The sequence below is a fragment of the Chloroflexaceae bacterium genome, from assembly GCA_025057155.1.
In the GTDB taxonomy this organism is placed as follows: domain Bacteria; phylum Chloroflexota; class Chloroflexia; order Chloroflexales; family Chloroflexaceae; genus JACAEO01.
On sequence record JANWYD010000004.1, the window covers coordinates 103,550 to 125,039 of the forward strand.

Below are 21,490 nucleotides of genomic sequence, written 5' to 3' on the forward strand. Positions count from 1 at the left end.
TGCAGTCGTTCCACGGATGCGCGGAGGGCGTAACTTCCCCCCATCTCTCCAGGCAGGCGCGTGGAATGTCACCGCAACCTGTTCAACGATGGGTGTGAGGCGGAATGTCTAGCTTTCGCGCCATGCTGCTGCGGGTTGCGCTCTCGATAGGCCTCAGTTTTTCGCTCTGGGCCTTCGTCTCGTTTAGCCAGAACCCCGAAGAGAGTGTGACCTTTTCTGATCTGCAACTGGAGGTTACCGGTCTCAGGGAGGGGCTGGTGATCGTTGATGCCAATGGTCTGCCGACTCAGGCGCTGCCGCAGGTGGATGTGGTGCTGGTAACCGACCGTCGCCAACTGGCGCAGTTGCGTCCGGTGGACGTGCGCGCGGTAATCGATCTGAGCAACCTGGAGCCGGGCGATCATATTGTGCCGGTGAACGTTCGACCGACGCGGAACAACATCTCCTTTACCCCGCGCCTCGTCGATCCATCGTCGGTGCCCGTCCGGCTGGAACAAGTCAGCGTCCGCCCGGTCCCGATCAATCTCCAGGTGCAGGGCAACTTGCCCTTTAGCTTTGAGCGCGGTGAGCCGAGCATCACCTACGGCGGCCAGCGGATCGAGCTGGTCGAGGTGCGGGGGCCGCTGAGCCGGGTCGAACGGGTGAGTGCCGCGGTGGCTACGGCCAACATTGAGCAGTTGCGGGCCACGTATCTGGCGCCCCTGGCGCTTACGGCGATGGATGCGCGCGGGCAGTCGGTGGAGGGGGTGCAACTTACGCCAGCGACGGTCACGGTGGAGATCCCGATCAAACCGGTAGTGGGGCTGAAACTGGTGCCGGTGCAGCCGGTGGTGGTGGGCCTGCCCGCGCCTGGCTACGCCATTGCCGGAGTGGCCGTCAACCCGCCGCTGATCGCAGTGGCCGGCAGTTCCGGACCTCTCGATCTGGTAGAGGTGTTGCGCACTGCGCCGATTGATGTGAGCGGCGCCCGCGCGTCGTTGGAGCAGACCGTGGCGGTCATCTTTCCCGAAGGCACCTCGCCCCGTGAGGGCGAGCCGGATCAGGTTCGGGTCACTGTGCAAGTGGCGCCGGTGAACCTGCCTCTGCAGATCCAGTTGCCGGCCCCGGTGACGGTAGCGGGCCTTGCGGCGGGCTTGCAGGTCAGCGTTGTCCCGTCAACGGTTGAGTTGACGCTGGCGGGCACGAGTCAGGCCCTGGCAACGCTGAGCCAGACGCCACTGCGGGCGGTCGTGACCGTGAGCGATCTTGGCCCCGGCATCTATCGCCTGCCGGTGAGCGTTGCACTGCCACCTGGCGTCAGCCTGAGCGGCCCCCCGCCGGAGGTGCAGGTCACGCTGCGATCGGTCCCCGTTCCGACGCCCTCGCCCATACCAGGCAACCCGGACATCACGCCGTCTCCAGAGCCAGGCAGCACGCCTGCGCCGGGAGGCGCGCCCGAGCCGGGCGCCACCTCCGAGGCGACGCCAACGCCCTGAGGGAGGGATGGTAGATTGCGGATTGGGCGCGGCGCAAGTGACGGTGGCCGGCATCATTACCTATCGCCCAAACCGCTCATCTCGAACCGTATGATCCACGGCGAAGATCGTCACCCCGTTGCGGCCATACACCTGCACATAGCCGGGGCGCCCGGCGAAGAGGCCGGCCTGTAGCGGCCCTACGCCTTCTACCAGGTAGATATGGGTAATGCCCTCGGCGCGGATCAGGTCGAAGATCGCCTGTTCCTGGCCGGGCGCGTAGCCGATCACCGTATCGGCCGCAGCGTTGACGCGGGCGACATAGTCGGGCGGGCCGTACACGTAGACGACCGGCGGCGCGCTGGTCCAGCGCCCGGCCAGCGGCAACAGCCACCAGCCGCCGTCGGCGCCGCGGCGCGCCGCGGGCAGCCATGGCGCGGCATTGACCAGGAAGCGCGCCTCTGGCGGCGTCTCCGCCGCGGCCCAGGCCAGGGCCTCCGGCTCTCCGGGGCGCACCAGCAGGGTGACGGGGTTAATGATTGCGCGGCTGTTGATCGCGCCCCAGACTCCCAGGCCGATCACCATAATGGCGATGACCGGGAGCAGGAAGGGACGCAGGCGCGGGCGCATCGCCTCCAGCCAGCGGCAACCCAGCGCCGCGCCGCCGCCGATGAGCAGCGCCAGGGGCAGGAACAGGCTGATGACCAGCACATCATTGGGCAGCAGCCAGAGGTAGGGGAGTTTGACCAGGGCCGGGTTCAGCAGCAGCAGAACTGCGCCGGCAAGGGCCAGCAGCGGCTTGCGACGCAGCGCCCCGTTGATCAGCGTTACCGCTCCGGCGGCGGGGAGCGCGTAGCCCAGCAGCCAGGGGTTGGTCGCCAGCGCCAGCAACCCGACCCAGATCAGCAGCGCGGCGCCAGCGCGTTCGCGCCGCCACAGGGCGAGCAGTGCGCTGCCAAGGGCCAGGGCGACCAGCATGCGGTTGGGCGCAATCCACAGCAGGTTCTCGTTCAGCGCGTTGTAACTGCCGCTGCCGGCCAGTTCGCCCGCTGCCGCCGCGGGCAGCAGGGCGCGATTGATGATCAGCGCCAGCCACGGGGCGGTCAGCGCGGCTGCGGCGGCCGCAGCCGCCGCAGCGCCGGGCAGGCGCGCTCGCAGCTCCGCCCAGGGTCGCCCGGCGGCCCAGACCAGGCCGAGGGCCGCGAGGAGCAGCAGGCCGAAGATCAACATCCGAATGTGCACCAGGTTCAGCCCGGCCAGGCAGAGGGCCACGGCCAGCCACCACCCTCGTCCCCGGTGATGCAGCGCCGCGTTCCAGGCAATGGCCAGACCGGGCAGCATCAGCAGGCCGGCCAGTTGAGTGTAGCGCCCCCACGAGAGGTAGTACGCCGGCATCAGCGACACCAGGCCGACGATCAGGGCCGCCACCGGCGCGGCCAGCGGGCGGCCCCATAGCGCGAGGGCCAGTCCGGCGACCGTCAGCGCATTCAGCGCGTTGAGGATCTGCCCGCTGACGAGCAGAGTCTGGGGAAGGCTCGTACCGCTCAGCCGCAGCAGCGTGGCGATGGTCACGTGGTAGCCCCAGTGGTAGGGCAGGTCTCGCACCGGCAGGTACGGTTCTAAGGACAGCGGGGCCGTGCCCGTCTCGGCGGCGACGCGCACAAGCAGGGCATGGTGCACCGAATCAACCCAGGGCGGGAAGGCCAGACCCTCGATCTGCACGAAGCGGGTCCACAGGGTCAGGGCGAAGATGATCGCGGTGAGCGCGCCAGCCCGGCGCAGATCGGCGAGCGCCTGAGCGGAAGGGGCGCCGGGGGCGGCCCCCAGGTCGCGCCAGGCGCAGACCAGGGTGGCGCAGGCGAGCAGCACGGCAGCCAGCCAGAGGCCCGGCGCGCCGAGGGCCACGCGCGCGACATGGAGCCACTGGTAGGCCAGTGGAACGAGGCTGAGACTCAGCGCCAGCCAGAGGCTCAGCCGCGCCAGCAACGGGAGCGGCGGGGCCAGGCGTCGCTCGATGAGGTAGCCCGGTGCAAGGAGCACAAGCGCCATCGCCACCATCAGCCGTCCGGCGGGCGCGACCAGCACGGCGGGGATCACCCCCAGCCCGACAGCGAGGAGCAGACGGCGACCTCGAGTGTTCCAGCGGGGCGCGGCAACGGTTGTCGGAGAGCTGGCCATCGGCACCTGGCGGCTGCGCGCGGCGCGGCAGCGCCGCGTTGTCTGGACTGTCATTGTACTACGATTGCTTTCGGGCTTACAGTGGAGCGTGCCAGGGAGCGTAGAGGACGGGCTTGTTGATCTGCGGTAGATATGTGCTCGGTTAGCCGGAAACACCATCGTACTAAGAACTCCGTTGCCCTTTCGCCCGGACCCGTGGTATAATCTCGCGTTGATACAGGTACGGCGCTGCGCCGTCAGGCGCGGCCCATCTTTCTTTCTGTTCCGCCGCGCTCCCCGGGCCGCGCAGCCGGGCGAGAATAGGTCGAGCGGGACGTCACCAGAGGAGGAATACGTGCGCGAACGTCGTCGTGACTACGAGTTGATGTTCATTATCAGCCCCCTGGCAGCGAGCGACGAGGGGGTGGCGGCAGTAGTGGAACGGGTACGGCAGGCCATCGAGTCGAATGGCGGCGAGGTGCAATCAGTGAACCACTCGTCGCCGTGGGGCCGGCGCAAGCTGGCTTATCCTATCCGCGAGTATGTGACCGGCGAGCCCAGCCGCCGTAATTTCACCGAGGGCTACTACGTGCTGATGCACTTCAGTCTCAGCGCCGCCAGGGTGATCGAGGTGGAGCGAACCCTTAAACTGACCGACACTATCCTGCGCTACCTGATCACCGTTGTGGAGCAGAAAGGTTCTTCCTCCGCGCCGGTTGCCGAAGTAGAGGAGGAGGCCGAGACGGTCGAGCCGATTGGCGAGAGCGATGAGGGGTGAGCCAACGCTCCGCTGCGCAGATGCCCTAGGCGCTAAGGAGAGGCGAGCAATGGCACGTGATCTGAACAAAGTCATGCTGATCGGACGCCTCGGCACCGATCCCGAGATGCGCTACACCGCCTCGGGCAACCCGGTGACGACGTTTCGCCTCGCCGTAGGGCGGCAATGGCGCGACAATGCTGGCGAGATCCACGATGAGACCGAGTGGTTCAACATTGTGACCTGGAACCGCCTGGCTGAGACCTGCAACCAGTACCTGACCAGAGGCGCGCGGGTTTACCTGGAAGGTCGCCTCCAGACCCGTTCGTGGGAGGATCAGCAGAGCGGCCAGACGCGCTATCGCACCGAGGTGATCGCCAGCGATCTAATCATGCTCGATAGCCGTTCCAGCCGCGAGCCCGATGATTACCCGCCGCCGCGCGAAACGCACCGCCCGCAGCGGGGCGGCGCGCAACCTCCGCCGCCGCCTGACATTGGTGATGAGGATATTCCGTTCTGATGTTTGGTGGTCGTTCTGGCAGCGCAGTCGCCGGAACGACCAGCAAATGATGCGCAGGGCGCCGCGCCGCCCGCTGCCCACCGCCAGAATGTGAAAACTTGCTCCAGCAGATGGTCAACGTCCTCTCCTGATGCCTCCGCGATGCGGGAGGCGTGCCGTGAAGCGCGCTTCCCGCATCGCGCCTTACATACATCATCATGGCAGAAACTCCAAACAACCCTCAGCGGGGCGGCGCCCCGAAGTCGCCCGCCGCGCGCGCGAAGCCAGCGGGCGGCGCCCCGGGCCCCCGGCGCGTCGCTGCCCGTAAGCTCCAGGAAGAGCAACGCCAGCGGCTGGTCATCCTGGTGACCGCCGCGGCCCTTGGCCTGGCCCTCCTGGCCGTGCTGATCGGCCTGGCCTACGAAAACCTCTGGTTGCCCAGCCGCCCCGTCGCCCGCGTCGGCGCGATTGAACTCTCCCGTTCAGGGTACTGGACCGAGCGGCGCCAGGCCTATGCCCGTCAGATTACGCAGAACTTTCAGCTTCTGGCCCTCTTCGGCGGCAATGCTCAGTTTACCCAGCAGTTTCTCGGCCAGAGCCCGGTGATTGACCAGCAGGTCGCCGCCATCCGCGGCGCTCTCGTGGACGAGACGGTGGTTGAACAGTGGATCACCCGCCAGGTGAAGGAACAGGGCGCCGCCCTGATGGGTGTCCAGGTCACCGACGAGGAAGTCAACCAGGCCATGGCCATCGATCTCGGCCCGATCTTTCTGCCCCCGCCCACCGAGCCGGTAACCCGTACCGTGACCCCTGCTCCGGAGGATACCGCCCTGCCCACCGGCGCCCCCGGCGCCACTGCGGCCCCGGAGTCCATCCCGACCGCCGAGGCTACGCCGACCCCCGGCGGCCCTACGGCAACCCCGGCGCCGACCGCGACTCCGGCGCCGACCAGCACTCCTCTCCCGACGCCAGCACCGGCCGAAGCGGCCATCCAGGTTGATGAGATCGTTAATGAGATCTTCCGGCGCTACGAACTGGAACTGGCCGCTGTCGGCGCCAAACCCGAGTTGCGCAAAGACGATTTCCGCGCTGCCCTGTTGACCCAGTACCGGGAGCAGGAGGTCACCACGCGGGTGCAGGAGGCCCTGGTGCCTGAGGAAGGTTTTACGTACAGCCAGGAGCCGGAGCGCGTCAGCGCCCGCCAGATCTTTATCGCCGTCACAACGCCCGAAGGCGCCGCCCAGGAGCAGATTGACGCCGCCTTCGCCGAAGCGCGGCCACGGGCCGATGCGATCGCCGCCGAGTTGCGCGACGGCGCCGATTTTACCGCCCTGGCCGCCGAGCGCTCCGATGATGCCGGTTCGCGGGAGCAGGGCGGCGATCTCGGCGCCTTCGACCGCGATGGACGCGCGGATAATGGCGCCACCTACCCTCCTGAACTGGTCGCTGCCGCCTTTGACCTGCCCGAGGGGCGGATCAGCGACCCGATCCGCACCCGCTTTGGCTGGCACGTGCTCGAGGTGACCCGCCGCGATATACCTTCTGAGGAGAACCAGTTGCGCGAGGCCCGCACCAGGGCTCTTGATCGCTGGGTGGAGGAACAGCGCGCGACCCTCGGCGTCCGGCGCTTCCCTGAGCCAACTCCCAGCCCGACGGCCGCGCCCGCGACGCCAGTTCCGACGCCCGAACCGACGTATCTGCCCGGCCCGCCGACGCCGCTGCCGACGCCAACCCCCGCGCCGACCGGGACGGCCACCCCCGCGCCGGCTGAGACGGCCACGGCTACGCCCGCGCCGTGAGGCGCGTTCCTGGTGCTACGGATGCGACGCTGGCTTCCTCAACGTTCCTGGCGCCTGTGGCTGGCTATGGCGGCATGCCTTGCCACGCTCGTGGCGGGGGGCTACCTGCTGGCAAGCCTGGTCGCCTTGCTGACGCAACCGCCTGAGCTCTGGCCGATTGATGGGCGCCTGTTTCTCCGTTACATGGCGGCGCTGGCGCTCCTCGCCTGCGCCGGTTTGCTGGCCTATCGCGTGGCCGCGGCGCTGAGCCTGGTCTACACCCTCGACCGCAACGGCCTCTACATCCTCTGGCTGGGCAATCGCGCCGTGGTGCCCCTGGGACGGATTGAGAGCGTCGAGAGCGGCCTCAACGCCCCGGTCAGCGGCGCCTCGCCCTTCGCCAGCATCGCCTACCTGAGCGGACTGGCGCGCCTGCCCGAGGGTCGTGACGTGCACCGCTTCAGTACCGTGTCGCTGAAGCGCGCGCTGATCATCCACACGCCGTCTGAGGCCTACGCCATCTCGCCGCGAGACGTGGACGGCTTCGTGCAGGATCTGGAGCAGCGCCGTCGCCTGGGCGCGGTGCAGCAACTCGCGCCGGGCGTGGAGACGGGCCGGATCTTCGCCTACAGCTTCTGGCGCGACCCTTTGGCGCGCGGCGGGGTGCTCGGGGCCATCCTGCTCAACCTGGCCCTGCTGGGCGTGTTGATGGTGCTCTATCCCTCCTTGCCGCCACTGATCGGCTGGCGCAGCGATGCTACGGGCGCGATTGTAGAGATGGCCTCCCGCTACCGAATTTTCCTGCTGCCCCTGGCCGGGGCGGCGGTCCTCTTCCTCAATGTCGGGGTGGGCCTGTGGCTGTATAATCGCGAGCCGGCGGGCGCGCGGATGCTACAGGTGACCTCGGCCCTCGTGCAGGTGTTGTTCGGCGTCGCGGCCCTGACGATGCTGGGGTAAAGGTTAGAGAAAGGCTGTAGAGCAACCCTCAGGGTTGCTCTACTATAGAAGACGCTTGAAGTCGCTCATGTGCGGCTGTCCGCTGAATGCCACCTGTGAAGCGAGACATTCACATCGTCGTGTCAGGCGCGCCGGTGAAGAGTTCGGCGACCGGCAGGGCAATTGGGAACTGCCGGGCCTGGAGCACGGCAGCCGCGTCAAACCGCTGCGTGGAGGTGTAATCGTCCAGGTCGGCATCCGGGTCGCGGCACACCAGAACATCGCGAGTTTCCGGGCGAATGATCCAGTATTCGGGAACCCCTGCGCGGGCGTAGACACGCCGTTTGACAACGGTGTCCTGCTCCGCGTTGGAGAGCGACAGCACCTGGGCGATGAGATCGGGCGCGCCGCGAATGCGCCGGTCGTGAATGATGCCGGCATTCTCGGCGCGCACCGGCACGAAATCGGGTTGCACCGGATCACATCCGGGCATTATGACGCCGATTGGCGCGGTCGCGGCATACGCCGGCCCCCATTGTTCCAGCGGCGCGCCGACGAACCGGTCCAGGCGCCGCACGATCCACTGGTGGAAATAGCTCGACGCAGTGGTCATATACAGCACGCCCTCGATCACCTCGTAGCGGTTGCCGTCATCGGGGAGTTCGCGCTCCCAGCGTTCGTAGATCCAACCGGCATTCAGCGATCAGAGCGTCAGGGTTGGCAGGGCTGCGCCTTCGGGCATCGTCATTCCCCAGAAAAACGGGCTTTCCACGGAAAGGATTGGAGAGGGCATCGCGCCCCACTGGCCAGTCGAGAGAGGATGGTAAAACCATGCTTCGCCATAGTTTCTACCGCTGTGATACTGCTGTTGTGGAGCGCACGTCAACTGCGCCTGACGCTCTGCGCGTTCCGACGGCACGATCTCGGTTTTCGCGCTGAGGCGGAACCTGTGCACGTCCCTGCTTCCAACTCGCCTGGCGAACCGGCTTTCCCCTCACACTCCACACCTCCACACTCCCTACCTCACCCGCTCTCCAAAGATCGCCCGTCCCACGCGCACCATAGTGGCCCCTTCGGCGATAGCGGCCTCGAAATCGTCAGTCATACCCATGGAAAGCTCGGCCCAGGTGGTCTGAGGGAAGCGCCGCGCCAGCTCTTCGCGCAGTTCGCGGAGGGCGCGGAAGAATGGGCGGGCCTGTTCCGGGTCGGCCACGATTGGCGCAATGGTCATCAACCCGCGGACCTCCAGATAAGGCAGGGCCAGGATGCGCTCCACTTCGGGGAGCAGGGCTTCCAGCCCGGCGCGGTTGGCGACGCCTCCCGGCAGGTCGAAGCCCTCCTTGGAAGGCTCGCCGCTGACGTTCACCTGGAGCAAGATGGGCAGGCGGCGCGCTGGCTCCCGGCCCGCGGCCCGCTCCTGGAGGTGGCGATTGAGGGTCTCGGCCAGGCGCAGGCTATCTACCGAGTGGATCATATCGAACAACTCGGCGGCGGTTTTCGCCTTGTTGCGCTGCAAATGGCCGATCAGGTGCCAGCGCGCGTCGGGATAGGCGGCAGCGAGAGGGGGGATCTTGAGCGCGGCTTCCTGGACGCGGTTCTCACCCAGATCGCGCGCGCCAGCGGCGATGGCCTCGGCGATCACCTCGGGCGGGTGCGTCTTGGTCACCGCAACCAGGGTGATGGCGGCGGGATCGCGGTTGGCGCGGGCGGCGGCGCGGGCGATGCGCTCGAGCACCTGAACGAGACGGGTCGCGATGCTCATAGCTTCGTATCGGCGGCGATCAGGCGCTGCTCAACGGGAGGATCGGGCGGCAGGCTGGTGATCAGGAGCAGGCCGCGACCTGGAGGAAGGGGGACGCTCAGTTCCAGCGGGGTGCTCTGGCCGGGGCGGAGCGTGGAGCTCCCGCTGCTCCCGGCGAGATAGCTTACCCCGGCGCTATCGCGCAGCTCAAAGGCGCTGATCGGCACCTGCACCTCGCGCCGGCTGATGTTGGTGACCTGACCGCGGATCTGCATCTCATCGCCGACGCGGCGCAGTTCGCGCACCTCGATCCGCAGGCGGGGACTCTCGACGGCAGGCTCGATCGGGCGCCCCGCCTCGCCGCGGTTCAGCGCCCCCAGCAACTCGCGGGCCGCTTCCTGAAGTTGGGGCGGCAACGACTCGAGCTCCAGACGCGGCACGTCGAAAGGCAGTTCGACGGCGGCGGGGGTGGGCTGCGCTGCAAAGCGCTGCCTGAGGGACTCGTTGGCTACGCCGAAGCCGCCGCGGCTGCTCAGGACAATCAGGAGCAGCGCGACCAGCGCACCCCAGATCCATACGGGAAGGCCCCGTGAGCGTTCGGTCATCATATGGCGGCTATTTCTTGACCGGAAAGGCCGGGGCGTGGCCCTGGGGCGTCGCTCGACCTTTCCTCTGGCGGACGCCAGGGGTGTCTGTAGCACGACGTGACGTATTGTACCGCCAAGGAGGGCGGGGCACAAGGCGTGCGGCCGGGGCGCCGGACTTGACAATCTACCGCCGATCCGCTAGACTGCGCAACCGTTACCAACCAAAAATGTATATAATAATTGGTAACGTGTGATGCCGCGACGCATTCCACGAACGACTCTTACGTTCAGAGTTGACGCCTGCCCACCAGTAGGGAACCAGGCTCCGAAAGGGGGTGGGATGCGCTGTTGTTGGAGCGGTGCGCATGTGGCCCGGGGTGGCGCCCCACACGTATGCGCCGATGCGCCCATCTTCGGTAAGGCGCGGCCCCGCATTCCGGTCGCGCCGATGAGGATTGAAGACGCGGGCCGGTTACGCCCGACACAGATGCTCTGCAAGTCGTAAGGAGTGATCACGCCATGATGCGACGAATGAGTCTGCTCATGCTGGTTGCGCTGCTGGGCGCGTTGCTCGCCGCCTGCGGCCAGCCCGCGGCGCAACAACCGACCCCTGCGCCTACTGAGCCGCCCACTGCGGCGCCTACAGAAGCTCCGACCCAGGCTCCAACACAGGCTCCTACCGTGGCGCCGACCGCCCCTCCCTCCCCCACGCCGGCCCCCGAAGCGGCGGCGGGCACCATCGTTGATTTTGTGACCAAAGCGGCTGCCGATCTGAGCGGCGAAATCGGCACGATCAAGATTGCCACGCAAAGCCCGCTCAGCGGCGGACAGGCCGCCCTGGGCACCGGCATCCGCAACGGGGCCGAACTGGGCATCAAGCAGGCTAACGAACTGCTTAAGGATGCCGGCATCCAGTTTGAACTGGCCCCCTTCGACGACCAGGCCAAGCCCGAGGTTGGCACGGCCAACGCCAAGAACATCGTCTCCGACGCCGACATCCTCTGCGTGGTGGGGCACCTGAACTCGGGCGTGGCCCTGGCCTCGCTGCCCGACTACAAGAGCGCCTCGCTGCCGATGGTCTCACCGGCGAACACCAACCCCAACGTCACTGAGGGCGGTTATGAAGTGGCCTTCCGCGTCGTGGGTCGCGACGATGTGCAGGGGACGGTGGGCGAGCAGTTCGCGCGTGAAGAGCTTAAGGTGAAGTCGGTCTACATCATCCACGACACCACGGCCTACGGCCAGGGCGTGGCCGAGTTCTTCCGCCAGGCCGCCGAGAAGAACGGTCTGGAGGTGCTGGGCTTCGAGGGCACCGAAGAAAAGAGTGACTTCTCGGCCATCCTCACGCCCATCCTGGCTGCCAACCCTGACCTGATCTACTTCGGCGGGATCTACGACCAGGCCGGCCCCCTCTTCCGCCAGGCCCGCGACCGCGGCATCACCGCCCAGTTCCTCGGGCCGGACGGGCTGGACGCTCCGGATCTGGCGAAGCTGGCGGGCGACGCGGTGAAGGATATGCACTACACCTCAGTGGCCGCCCCGGTGAGCCAGTTCCCCGACGCGGCGAAGTTCGCCGAGGACTACAAGGCGGCCTACAACGCCGACGCGCCGCCCTTCTCCGCTCAGGCCTATGACGCGTCGCACTTCTGCGTGGCGGCGATTGTCAAGGCTGCCGCCGATGCCGGCGGCAAGCCGACCCGCGAGCAGGTGCTGGCGGCGATGAAGGACCTGCCGGAACTGGCGGGCATCACGGGCACCTACAAGTTTAACGAAAAGGGCGACCCCGAAGTGGCCACCTACTTCGTGCTCAAGGTGGTGGACATCAACAACTGGGACAAGAACGAGCTGGTGTCGCGCCTGGAGATCCCGGCGCCGTAGTAGGGAAGACAACGGCAGAGGGGTCAGGGAGGAGGTGCGCATCCCCCTGACCCTGAATGCTACCCGGTGAGGGTTATGGCTGCGGAAGCGAAGGCAACCCCATCTCCACAAACCGGTCAGCGCTCCCTTGCCGAGGTGCTGCGAACGGTGCTCGCTCCGGTTGGGCAGATGCTCGTGTTCGTTATCGGGAGCGCTGTCGCCCTGAGTCTCCTGGTGACGCTGCTGGCGCTCCTCCAGATCGGGGCGCGCCCCGATCTGCTGGTGCGCACGTGGACAATCCTGCCCCAGGTGATTATCGACGGGCTGGTGCGCGGCTTTCTCTTTGCCACCATTGCCCTGGGCTACACCATGGTCTACGGGGTGCTGGAGTTCATCAACTTCGCCCATGGTGAAATCTTCATGGTTGGCGGCGTGGTCGGCGCGGCGGCGGCCCTTGCCCTGGCAACGGCCGGCCTTCTCCCCGCCATTCCGGGGTTGCTGTTTGTATTGCTGATCATCGCTACAGGCATGGTCGTGAGCGGCGCCCTGGCGGTGACTGTCGAGCGGGTAGCCTACCGGCCGCTGCGCGGCGCGCCGCGTCTGGTGCCGCTGATCTCGGCCATCGGCGTGTCGCTGGTGCTGCAAGATGTCGCCCGCCTGATCATGACCAGCACCCCGCTGGGCTTCAACGCGCGCTTCAATACGCCCGATTTTGGCCCGCCGATCCGCCTCTTCGAGATGAACCTCGGCGAACGCCCGGTGCCGGTGATCATCAGCCCCAAGGCGTTGATCTTCGTGAGCGCGGCGGTGGTGATGCTGGTGGCGCTCAACTATCTGGTCAACGCCACGCGACTGGGCAAGGCCATCCGCGCCACCGCTCAGGATCGCTCCACCGCCAGTCTGATGGGCATCAACGTGAATCAGATTATCGCCCTTACCTTTCTCGTCGGTGGGGCGCTGGGCGGCGCAGCCGGGGCGCTGTTCGGGATGTATGTGGGCACGGTCAACCCCTATATGGGCTTTATTCCCGGACTGAAGGCCTTTACAGCAGCGGTGCTCGGCGGCATCGGCAACATCACCGGAGCCATGGTTGGCGGCATCGTGCTGGGCTTTCTGGAGGCCTTCGTGGCCTCGTACCTGTCGCTATTCACCGGGGGGGCCTTCTCCGGCGCGGCCTACGCCGACATCGCCGCCTTCAGCATTCTGATCCTGATCCTGATCTTCCGGCCCTCCGGTCTGCTCGGCGAGGCGACGACGCAGAAGGTGTAATCCTATTTTGGATTGTGGATTTTGGATTTTGGATTGCTGTATCCGGTGTATCGTTTTCAACAGGAACTGGTGTAAATCCACGCAGGCATGGGAGAGCAAAGCCCTCCCGGCAACATCCTTATGACGCCAGCGACGCAAACAGCGAGCTTCTGGGAGCGGATCAAGGCGACCCTGGCAAACGGGCCGGGCGCGTATGCCTTCTTCGGCCTCTATGCAGCAATCTGCACCTGGCAACTCTTCACCAATCCCCGCACCAGCCTGCGGACTGATATTGTTTTTGTGCTGTTCCTGCTGCTGGTGTTCATGGTCTACCGTTCGGCTACGCCGCTCTGGTTCCGAGGCGGGCTTATCGCAGTGCTGTTACTGGTAGTGCTGCCGATCTTCGGCACGCTCAACCCGTTCTACATTGACGTCGCCACCCAGGCGGGCATTTTCGTGGCTCTGGCGCTGGGGCTGAATGTGGTGGTGGGCTTTGCCGGTCTGCTTGATCTGGGGTACGTGGCCTTCTTCGCGGTAGGGGCTTATCTCTGGGGCATTCTCAGCACGCCCCAGATCACCCAGATCAATCCGGCCTGGAGTCCGGTGCCGCCGATCATGTTTTACCCCTTCGTGGTGCTCGGCCTGGCGATCGGCGCGGTCTTCGGCATTCTGCTCGGCCTGCCGGTGCTGCGCCTGCGGGGCGACTATCTGGCGATTGTGACGCTGGGGTTTGGCGAGGTGATCCGCGTGCTCGCCAATAACCTCGATCGCCCGATCAACATTACCAACGGCTCGCAGGGCATCCGCGAAATCGAGCGCCCGCCGTTGATCCTGGCCGGCTTCGTCCGCGATACGCTGGGCTGGAACCTGAGCGACAGCCAGCTCTACCAGCAGTTTTTCTACTTCGTGGTGCTGCTGATCGTGATCTTCACCGTGGTGGTCGTGAGCCGTCTGAAGAACTCGCGCATCGGGCGGGCCTGGGAGGCCATTCGCGAGGACGAGACCGCCGCGGTGGCCCAGGGCATCCCGCGGGTGCGGATGAAACTCATGGCCTTCGCCGTGGGCGCATCGTTCGCCGGGGCAATGGGGGTGGTGTTCGCCTCCAAGCAGTTGTTCATCAATCCGCCGACCTTCGACCTGCTGCGCTCGATCAACATTCTGGCCATGGTCATTCTGGGAGGCATGGGGTCGATCCCCGGCGCCATCCTCGGCGCGGTGATTGTGACCCTGCTCGATCTACAGATCCTCCCCCGCATGGCCGCCGTCCTGCGCGATGCCCAGCGGGCAGGGGTGCCCATTCCCGCCGCTTTCGACCCGACCCAGTACCAGCGCCTGCTGTTCGGGATTCTCCTGGTGCTGATGATGATTTTCCGGCCTCAAGGCATTCTGCCCGACGAGCGGCGCAGCGAAGAACTGCATGCCGATGATGAGCCGCCGGCGGAAGAAACTGCTCCGCCGGCGTCGCGTCCAGCCGCCGAGTCGGCGTAAGGACGTTCCCGGAGGACGCAGATCTCTCGGACTCTGGGCGCAACCCCGAGCATTGCGCTGTCGGCTGTTCCCCGGCTGGTATGGGAAGGGGGCAACCCGGTTGGCCCCGATGTTTACGATGGTTCGTGGGAGGGCGCAGCCCTCCCAGACCGTTCCATTTACAGAATAACGAACATATGACCGCAAATATCCTCGAAGCGCGCAATGTGACCAAAACCTTTGGCGGCCTGGTCGCGGTGAATGATGTGACCCTGATGGTGGAAAAGGGCCGTATTGTGAGCGTCATTGGTCCCAACGGCGCGGGGAAGACCACCTTCTTCAATGTTCTTACCGGCATCTACAAGCCCGACAAAGGCACGGTGGTCTTCGACGGCACATCTATCGCGGGCGCCCGCCCTGACATTATCGCGGGCCTGGGCATGCGTCGAACCTTTCAGAACATTCGTCTGTTTGATAACATGACCGTGCTGGAGAACGTGCTGGTGGGGATGCACACCCACCTGCATGCGTCCTTCTGGGGGATCATCGCCAGGGCCGCAGGAGTGCGTCGCGAGGAAGCCCGCGCGCGCCAGAAAGCCCGCGAACTGCTGGCGTATGTGGGGCTGGAAGGCAAACGTGACGAACTGGCCAAGAACCTGCCCTACGGCGACCAGCGGCGTCTGGAGATCGCCCGCGCCCTGGCCGGCGAGCCGAAGCTCATCCTGCTTGATGAGCCGACCGCGGGGATGAACCCGCAGGAGACCGATGCCGCCACCGAGTTGATCCGCCGGTTGCGAGATGAGCTGGGCCTCACCGTGGTGCTCATCGAACACGACATGCGTCTGGTGATGGCCATCTCCGAGCGGATTACGGTGCTCGACTACGGCACCAAAATCGCCGAAGGCGACGCCGCGGCCATCCGCAGCAATCCCCGGGTGATCGAGGCCTATCTGGGCAAGGGCGCTGCCGGCGCTGCAGCGTAGGGAAGCTGGAAGTGCGAGCACGGGAGGCGCTGGAAGAACGCAGCCCTTGCGAAAATCCTTTTATCTCGACCATTTCTTAGAAGGGTTGACGCAAAGGCGCGAAGGCGCAACGGGTTCGTGGTCGTGATGCCAGACCTTTGCGCCATTGCGTCCTGGCGGTCACAGATGATCGGGAACCCTATGTTTAAGGTGTGCAAGAAATGTTCTAAGAATTATGGCGCTTCTTGAATTAAAAAACGTCCATACCTACTATGGCAAGATCCATGCCCTCAAGGGCATTTCGCTCACCGTCGAAAAGGGCGAAATCGTCACTCTCATCGGCTCGAATGGAGCGGGGAAGAGCACGACCCTGCGCACCATTTCCGGGTTGCTGACGCCGCGGGTCGGCGAGGTGCGCTTCAATGGCCGGCGCATTGACCGGCTGCCGGCTCACGAGATCGTCAAACTGGGCATCGCCCAGGCGCCCGAGGGCCGACGGATCTTCCCGCGGCTGACGGTGCTGGAAAACCTGGAGATGGGCGCTTACCTGCACGACACCCGCAGCCAGACCTACAAAGACGACCTTGAGCGCGTCTTTACGCTCTTTCCGCGATTGCGCGAGCGCACCTCGCAGAAGGGCGGCACCCTCTCCGGCGGCGAGCAGCAGATGCTTGCCATCGGGCGCGCGCTGATGACCCGCCCGCAGGTGCTGCTGCTCGACGAGCCTTCGATGGGCCTGGCCCCGGTGCTGGTCGAGCAGATTTTCGAGATCGTGAAGACGATCAACGCTCAGGGCACCACCGTGCTCCTGGTGGAGCAGAACGCTCTTCAGGCCCTGGGTATCGCCCATCGGGGCTATGTCCTCCAGAGCGGCGAAATCGTACTCGAAGACACCGCCCACGCCCTGCGTGAGAATGAAATGGTGCAGAAGGCGTATCTGGGATTGGAGTAGGTGTGGAGGTGTGGAGGTGTAAAAACATCCCTACATCTCCACATCTCCACAGAAGGATGAAGGGCACGGAGATCAACCCCACCCCGTTAACTCCTCGCCAACCTCGCGGGGGACGCGGGGCAGGATGCCGGTGACGACTTCATAGGCGATCGTGCCCAGCCAGGCTGCCACGTCGTCAGCGGTGATCGCCTCGTCGCCCTGTGCGCCGATCAGCACCACTGCGTCGCCCCGGCGCACGCCGGGAATGTCGGTCACGTCCACCATGGCGTAATCCATACAGATGCGCCCGACGATCGGCGCGCGCCTCCCGCGAATGAGCACTTCGCGCCAGGGCGGGGCGCGCCGCAGCCCGTCGGCGTAGCCCACGGGGATGGTGGCGATACGGCTGGGCCGTTCGGTCACAAATGCGCCACCGTAGGAGATGGGTGTGCCGGGCGGGTGGTCGCGCACCTGGGCCACTTCGCTGTAGAAGCTCAAGGCGGCGCGACAGCCTTCCGGGAGTGAGATGCCGGGTCCGGGGGCCAGGCCGTAGCAGGCGATGCCCGGGCGCACCATGTCAAGCCGCGCTGCTGGCAGGCGCAGCAGTGCGGCGCTGTTGGCGGCGTGGGCCGTGGGCGGACGCAGCCCGGCCGCCGCGAGTTCGCGCAGCAGGCCGGTGAAGATGGCCAGTTGCGCCTCGGTCTGGCGCAGGTCGGGGGCGTCGGCGCTGGCGAAGTGGGTGTAGATGCCGGTCACCTCCAGACCGGCCAGCCCGCGCAGCCAGGCCAGGAAAGGGCCGGTTTCCGCCGGCGGCAGGCCCAGGCGGGCCATGCCTGTATCAACCTTGACGTGCACCCGCGCCGGGCGGCCCAGGGTCACGGCCGCGGCGTGGAGAGCCTCGGCGGCGTCGGGGTCGAAGAGCGTGCATTCCAGCCCCAGGGCCACGGCCTCTTCGGCCTGCCACGGTGGCAGATAGCCCAGGACCAGGATGGGGGCGCCGACGCCTGCCTGCCGTAGCGCCCGTCCCTCGCCCAGGGTGGCGACGGCCACGGCTGCCGCCCCCGCGCCCAGGGCGGCCCGGGCCACGCGCACGGCGCCGTGGCCGTAGCCATCGCCTTTGAGCACCACCATCAGCGGCGCCCCCGCGAGGTCGCGCAACCGCCACACGTTGCCGGCAATGGCGTCGAGGTCAATGCGCAGCCATGTCGGGCGGTCGGGCGCGCCGACGCGCACACTGTGCCAGGCCGGTTCCTGGCGCACCAGGTGCGCGCTGGCGCCGGGTTCGACCAGCCGGGCGACAACGCGCTCCATACGCGCCTCGGCCCCGCCCTTGACCAGGATCAGGTCGCCCGGCCCGAGGTCGGACGGCAGGGCAGTGATAGCGGCGGTGCTCGTGTCAACCACGCTGATGGGCAGATCGGAGCGGGCGGCCCGCGCGGCATTGGCGGCGGCGACGCCCCAGTCGCCCTTGAGGATCAGCCGGTCAACGCAGTGAGCTGCCAGGGCGCCAAGTTCGCAGGCCACGGCTGTCCCCGCCGCGGGCGGCAGGTCGGAGAGGGCGCCCAGGACGGCGATGCGACGCCGGGCAGGGAGCGCGGCGAGGAAGCGCAGGGCGGCCCGCACGGAAGGGGCCGTGGCGCTGAAACTGTCGTCGAGCACGGTGGCTCCGCTGGCAGCCGGCAGGGGCCGCAGGCGCCCCGCGGGTGGCTCGATGCGTTCCAGCGCCGCGGCGCAGGTTGCCAGATCCAGGCCACAGACCAGGCCAACCGCGACGGCGGCCAGGGAGGCGTACACTGCCGGCTCTCCCAGGAGCGGCGTCCAGGCCATTACCGTTTCGGCGCCCCGCCGCAGGCGCAGATGGGTGCCGTCAAGTTCATATTGTGGCGCCTCGGCCCACAGATCCAGCTCCGGGTTCAGGCCGTAGAAAAAGGCCCCGGGCGCTTCCCCGGCCAGGGCGCGCACCCGGGGATCATCGCCGTTGAGCACCGCGACGCCGCCGGGGGGCAGGGCGGCGACCAGGGCGCCCTTCTCGGCGGCGACGCCGTTCAGGTCCCCCAGGCCGCGCAGATGGGTCTCGCCCACGGCGGTGACCACGGCGATGCGGGGCGGAAAGAGGGCCGCGAGACGAGCAATCTCGCCAGGGCGGTCGCTGCCGTACTCGAGCACGGCGAAGCGGTGGCGCGCCTCCAGGCGCGCCAGGGCGATGGGCAGGCCCAGCAGCGAGTTGAAGCTGCGCCGGCTCTGAAAGGTAGGGGCCAGCGTTGCGAGCACCGCTGCGATGGCGCGGCGGGTGGTGGTCTTGCCAACGCTGCCGGTCACGCCGATGACCTGTGGCGCGACGGCGGCCAGGCGCGCGGCGGCCCAGCGTTGCAGCAGGGCCTGGGGGTCATCGCTAAGCACTACGGTGGCCGCGCCGGGGTCGGCGGGGGGCCAGCGGCAGAGCACGCCGGTTGCGCCAGCGGCCAGCGCCGCGGGGATGTAATCGTGCCCATCGGCGCGCGCCGTGCGCAGGGCAATGAAGCAGGCCCCCGGCGTGGTGAGGCGCGAGTCGTAGCTCCAGTCGGCGAAGGTGGTCGCGCGGGGAGCGGCGTGCAGACGCCCGCCCGCGGCGAGCAGTTCGTTAAGCGTAATCATACCGTGTAGGGGAGCAGTGATGCCTCAAAGCGAGGACGCTGCCAGAAGGCCGGGCGTCCGCGCGTATTATAATGTCTCCTCCAGGCGACCGCGGGAAGCACGGAGAAACCTGATTTCCCTATCCCCCTGCCTGGTGGCGCCGAGATGCAAGACCTTGCACGTCGCTCGTCGAAACAAGGTTCCAATGAACAAAGCAACTGTCGTCCCGCAGCGCGTTGAGCGGGCTGCCTGGATGTGGATGGGGGTGGCGTTGCTGGCCCACACCGGCTGGGGCGCCTATCCGGTGCTGGCGCGCTACCTTCAGACGGTGAGCGCTCTGCCCAGTATGGCCGTGCTCTCCCTCGGCAACCTGCTCGCCCTGCTGGTGTACGGGCCGTTTGCCCTGCAGCGTGTGGACGGGCGCGCGCTGCGTTCACGAGTGATCTGGGCCTTCGCCCTGGTCGTGGTGCTGCGGGCGATCACCAATCTCCTTGCCGCCCGCTACACGCTGGCGATCTACGTCCAGTTGATCACCCTGATGACGCCTCTGCTGGTAGCCTTGCTCAGCTCAGGGCTGTTCCGCGAGGCCCTGCCGCCCTTCACCTGGCCCGCCATTGGCCTCTCATTCATTGGCTCACTGCTGATGATGAGCGGCGATCCTGGCGGCAATGACTCCCTGCTGCGTATCGGCGCGGGCGACCTGGTCGGTCTGGGGCTGGCGTTGACCTCGGCCCTGTGCCTGGCCTTCTACATGCTGCTGGTGCCGCGCGCGGCGAAGCAGGCCGTTTCGGGTGAAGCGGTGCTGCTGGTGCAGTTGATCGCCCTGACCCTGACCACCGGGGTGCTCAGCCTGCTGCTGGGAGAGGATCGGGGGCGTTTCGCCGCCATCGGCGCGGGCGACTGGGCAGTGTTTGGAGCCTTCGTCGGCTTCGTGCTGCTGGGGGCGAACGTGGGGCAGATCGCCGCCCTGCGGCGCCTGGGCGCGCCGCGGGTCAGCAGCACAATGGCCTGGCGACTGATCGCCACCCTGGCGCTGGCGGCGCTGCTGCTCGGCGAGCGGCTGACGTCGCTCTGGCAGGCCCTGGGGGCAGGAATCGTCCTCGTCACCATTACCATCTACCTTTCGCGGCAGCGGCAGGGCGTTGCCACACATGAGCCGTAATGCGATTGTGGATTTTCGATTTTGGGTTTTGGATTGGTGTATAGCGTCCCGGCGCTATCTGGCGACCATGCGCGCGGGCCGTTGAACAGGAATAACCTATGGCAGCAGCAACCACCATTAGCGCCCTCAATGTTGAGCGGCTGGACATCCCGTTGCGCGTGCCGTTCGGCATCGCCAGCGGGGCGCAGGAGCTGGCCCGCAACCTGCTGGTGACGCTGGAACTGGCCGACGGCACGCGCGGCTATGGTGAAGCTGCGCCCTTCCCGGCGTTCAACGGCGAAACGCAGGCCAGCGCTCTGGCGGCTATCGAAGCGGCGCGCCCGCGCATTGAAGGAGCGGACGTGCGCGAATGGCGGACCATCGCCGCCACACTGCGCGAGACCATCGGAGACGTGGGCAGCGCCCGCTGCGCGATTGAAACCGCCGTTCTGGACGCGCTCACCCGCCGCGCGGAGATGCCACTCTACGTCTTCTTCGGCGGTGCCAGCAACGCGCTGGAGACCGATATGACCATCACCACCGGCACGGTTGAGGCGGCGGCGCTTGCAGCGCGGGGGATACGCAACCGCGGCATTCGCGCGATCAAGGTCAAGATCGGCGCGGGTGATCCGGCCCTTGACCTGGAGCGGATCGGCGCCATTCACGCCGTTGCGCCCGACGCGCCGCTGCTCCTCGACGGCAATGGCGGCATGAGCGCCGACGCCGCCCTGACGCTGCTGGACGAGCTGCGGGCGCGCGGCCTGCGTCCGGCGCTGCTGGAACAGCCCGTGCCCGCCGATGACTGGGACGGTCTGCGGCGACTCACGCGCCTGTCTGGCATCCCGGTGGCTGCCGATGAAAGCGCCGTGAGCGCCGCCAGCGTGCTGCGTCTGGCCGCCGAGCGCGCCGCCGATGTCATCAACATCAAACTGATGAAGTGTGGAGTGGTTGAGGCGCTGGAGATGGCAGCCATCGCTCGCGCCGCCGGTCTGGGCCTGATGATCGGCGGGATGGTCGAATCCGTGCTCGCAATGACCATGTCGGCCCACTTCGCCGCCGGCCTGGGTGGCTTCACCTTCGTGGATCTCGATACGCCGATGTTTCTGGCCGAGAATCCCTTCATGGGCGGCTTCCGCCAGAATGGCGCCTGGCTCAGTCTCGACCACATTACCGCCGGACACGGCGTTGAGCCCCGAGGCTGACGCGACGCAGAGGGTCGCGCTGCCGGGTTCCTGCGGCCAGAAGGAGCAACGAGGATGTAGATGTTCCATCCAAGTTCAATCGCCTACGCTTGGATCTTCTTACCATAGTCACATCTAGCCGGTCTTCCTATACTGAAAGGAATACCAGATCTGATCGCAC

Annotated in this window: 17 protein-coding genes; 12 read left to right on the forward strand and 5 right to left on the reverse strand. The window is 66.8% G+C overall.

Annotated features, from left to right (window positions below):
• Positions 1-104: 104 nt before the first annotated feature.
• Entirely contained in the window at positions 105-1,475 is a 1,371-nt protein-coding gene (locus NZU74_04420) for a CdaR family protein (protein ID MCS6880554.1), read from the forward strand.
• Positions 1,476-1,535: 60 nt separating this feature from the next.
• On the opposite strand, the gene NZU74_04425 is transcribed toward NZU74_04420, so the two are convergent.
• Positions 1,536-3,686 carry a hypothetical protein gene (locus NZU74_04425; GenBank protein MCS6880555.1) on the reverse strand — a complete coding sequence of 717 codons (2,151 nt, stop codon included), beginning with the start codon at positions 3,684-3,686 and terminating at the stop codon, positions 1,536-1,538.
• A gap of 280 nt (positions 3,687-3,966) precedes the next feature.
• Between NZU74_04425 and rpsF the strand changes: the two genes are divergently transcribed.
• From rpsF to NZU74_04445, 4 genes are all read left to right on the forward strand, one after another.
• Complete coding sequence (gene rpsF, locus NZU74_04430; GenBank protein MCS6880556.1) at positions 3,967-4,389, forward strand: 30S ribosomal protein S6; 423 nt, start codon at positions 3,967-3,969, stop codon at positions 4,387-4,389.
• Positions 4,390-4,438: 49 nt separating this feature from the next.
• Positions 4,439-4,888, forward strand: a complete 450-nt coding sequence (locus NZU74_04435; protein ID MCS6880557.1) for a single-stranded DNA-binding protein — start codon at positions 4,439-4,441, stop codon at positions 4,886-4,888.
• Positions 4,889-5,085: 197 nt separating this feature from the next.
• Positions 5,086-6,666, forward strand: a complete 1,581-nt coding sequence (locus tag NZU74_04440; protein MCS6880558.1) for a peptidylprolyl isomerase — start codon at positions 5,086-5,088, stop codon at positions 6,664-6,666.
• 21 nt (positions 6,667-6,687) lie between these two features.
• Positions 6,688-7,602, forward strand: a complete 915-nt coding sequence (locus NZU74_04445; protein MCS6880559.1) for a PH domain-containing protein — start codon at positions 6,688-6,690, stop codon at positions 7,600-7,602.
• 109 nt (positions 7,603-7,711) lie between these two features.
• Here the strand turns inward: NZU74_04445 and NZU74_04450 are convergent, their stop codons facing one another.
• The 3 genes from NZU74_04450 to NZU74_04460 form a co-directional block, all read right to left on the reverse strand.
• Positions 7,712-8,203, reverse strand: coding sequence for a Uma2 family endonuclease (locus NZU74_04450; GenBank protein ID MCS6880560.1), 492 nt, complete (start codon positions 8,201-8,203; stop codon positions 7,712-7,714).
• Between the two features lie 396 nt (positions 8,204-8,599).
• The gene (locus NZU74_04455) at positions 8,600-9,343 is read right to left on the reverse strand and encodes a YggS family pyridoxal phosphate-dependent enzyme (GenBank protein MCS6880561.1); all 744 of its coding nucleotides are present in this window, start codon (positions 9,341-9,343) and stop codon (positions 8,600-8,602) included.
• Positions 9,340-9,930, reverse strand: coding sequence for a hypothetical protein (locus NZU74_04460; protein ID MCS6880562.1), 591 nt, complete (start codon positions 9,928-9,930; stop codon positions 9,340-9,342). Before NZU74_04460 ends, NZU74_04455 begins: the two co-directional genes overlap by 4 nt.
• 498 nt (positions 9,931-10,428) lie before the next feature.
• On the opposite strand from NZU74_04460, the gene NZU74_04465 reads away from it, so the two are divergent.
• The 5 genes from NZU74_04465 to NZU74_04485 all read left to right on the forward strand — a co-directional run bounded on the left by NZU74_04465 (position 10,429) and on the right by NZU74_04485 (position 16,395).
• Positions 10,429-11,787: a branched-chain amino acid ABC transporter substrate-binding protein gene (locus tag NZU74_04465; GenBank protein MCS6880563.1), complete on the forward strand. Its 1,359-nt coding sequence runs from the start codon at positions 10,429-10,431 to the stop codon at positions 11,785-11,787.
• A 75-nt stretch (positions 11,788-11,862) separates the two neighbouring features.
• Positions 11,863-13,035 carry a branched-chain amino acid ABC transporter permease gene (locus NZU74_04470; protein ID MCS6880564.1) on the forward strand — a complete coding sequence of 391 codons (1,173 nt, stop codon included), beginning with the start codon at positions 11,863-11,865 and terminating at the stop codon, positions 13,033-13,035.
• Between the two features lie 120 nt (positions 13,036-13,155).
• Positions 13,156-14,502: a branched-chain amino acid ABC transporter permease gene (locus NZU74_04475; protein ID MCS6880565.1), complete on the forward strand. Its 1,347-nt coding sequence runs from the start codon at positions 13,156-13,158 to the stop codon at positions 14,500-14,502.
• Between the two features lie 176 nt (positions 14,503-14,678).
• On the forward strand, positions 14,679-15,464 hold the full coding sequence (locus tag NZU74_04480; GenBank protein MCS6880566.1) for an ABC transporter ATP-binding protein: 786 nt from the start codon (positions 14,679-14,681) through the stop codon (positions 15,462-15,464).
• A 214-nt stretch (positions 15,465-15,678) separates the two neighbouring features.
• On the forward strand, positions 15,679-16,395 hold the full coding sequence (locus tag NZU74_04485; GenBank protein ID MCS6880567.1) for an ABC transporter ATP-binding protein: 717 nt from the start codon (positions 15,679-15,681) through the stop codon (positions 16,393-16,395).
• A gap of 72 nt (positions 16,396-16,467) precedes the next feature.
• On the opposite strand, the gene alr is transcribed toward NZU74_04485, so the two are convergent.
• Complete coding sequence (gene alr / locus NZU74_04490) at positions 16,468-19,008, reverse strand: alanine racemase (GenBank protein ID MCS6880568.1); 2,541 nt, start codon at positions 19,006-19,008, stop codon at positions 16,468-16,470.
• A gap of 184 nt (positions 19,009-19,192) precedes the next feature.
• Between alr and NZU74_04495 the strand changes: the two genes are divergently transcribed.
• Both NZU74_04495 and NZU74_04500 read left to right on the forward strand, forming a co-directional pair.
• On the forward strand, positions 19,193-20,149 hold the full coding sequence (locus NZU74_04495) for a DMT family transporter (GenBank protein MCS6880569.1): 957 nt from the start codon (positions 19,193-19,195) through the stop codon (positions 20,147-20,149).
• 98 nt (positions 20,150-20,247) lie between these two features.
• Positions 20,248-21,330, forward strand: a complete 1,083-nt coding sequence (locus tag NZU74_04500; GenBank protein MCS6880570.1) for a dipeptide epimerase — start codon at positions 20,248-20,250, stop codon at positions 21,328-21,330.
• The last annotated feature ends 160 nt before the right edge of the window (positions 21,331-21,490 follow it).

Coding starts and splice junctions, on each gene's coding strand:
- NZU74_04420 (MCS6880554.1), top strand. CDS start 105: ATGTCTAGCTTTCGCGCCATGCTGCTGCGGGTTGCGCTCTCGATAGGC.
- NZU74_04425 (MCS6880555.1), bottom strand. CDS start 3,686: ATGACAGTCCAGACAACGCGGCGCTGCCGCGCCGCGCGCAGCCGCCAG.
- NZU74_04435 (MCS6880557.1), top strand. CDS start 4,439: ATGGCACGTGATCTGAACAAAGTCATGCTGATCGGACGCCTCGGCACC.
- NZU74_04440 (MCS6880558.1), top strand. CDS start 5,086: ATGGCAGAAACTCCAAACAACCCTCAGCGGGGCGGCGCCCCGAAGTCG.
- NZU74_04445 (MCS6880559.1), top strand. CDS start 6,688: ATGCGACGCTGGCTTCCTCAACGTTCCTGGCGCCTGTGGCTGGCTATG.
- NZU74_04455 (MCS6880561.1), bottom strand. CDS start 9,343: ATGAGCATCGCGACCCGTCTCGTTCAGGTGCTCGAGCGCATCGCCCGC.
- NZU74_04460 (MCS6880562.1), bottom strand. CDS start 9,930: ATGATGACCGAACGCTCACGGGGCCTTCCCGTATGGATCTGGGGTGCG.
- NZU74_04465 (MCS6880563.1), top strand. CDS start 10,429: ATGATGCGACGAATGAGTCTGCTCATGCTGGTTGCGCTGCTGGGCGCG.
- NZU74_04470 (MCS6880564.1), top strand. CDS start 11,863: ATGGCTGCGGAAGCGAAGGCAACCCCATCTCCACAAACCGGTCAGCGC.
- NZU74_04475 (MCS6880565.1), top strand. CDS start 13,156: ATGACGCCAGCGACGCAAACAGCGAGCTTCTGGGAGCGGATCAAGGCG.
- NZU74_04480 (MCS6880566.1), top strand. CDS start 14,679: ATGACCGCAAATATCCTCGAAGCGCGCAATGTGACCAAAACCTTTGGC.
- NZU74_04485 (MCS6880567.1), top strand. CDS start 15,679: ATGGCGCTTCTTGAATTAAAAAACGTCCATACCTACTATGGCAAGATC.
- alr (MCS6880568.1), bottom strand. CDS start 19,008: ATGATTACGCTTAACGAACTGCTCGCCGCGGGCGGGCGTCTGCACGCC.
- NZU74_04495 (MCS6880569.1), top strand. CDS start 19,193: ATGAACAAAGCAACTGTCGTCCCGCAGCGCGTTGAGCGGGCTGCCTGG.
- NZU74_04500 (MCS6880570.1), top strand. CDS start 20,248: ATGGCAGCAGCAACCACCATTAGCGCCCTCAATGTTGAGCGGCTGGAC.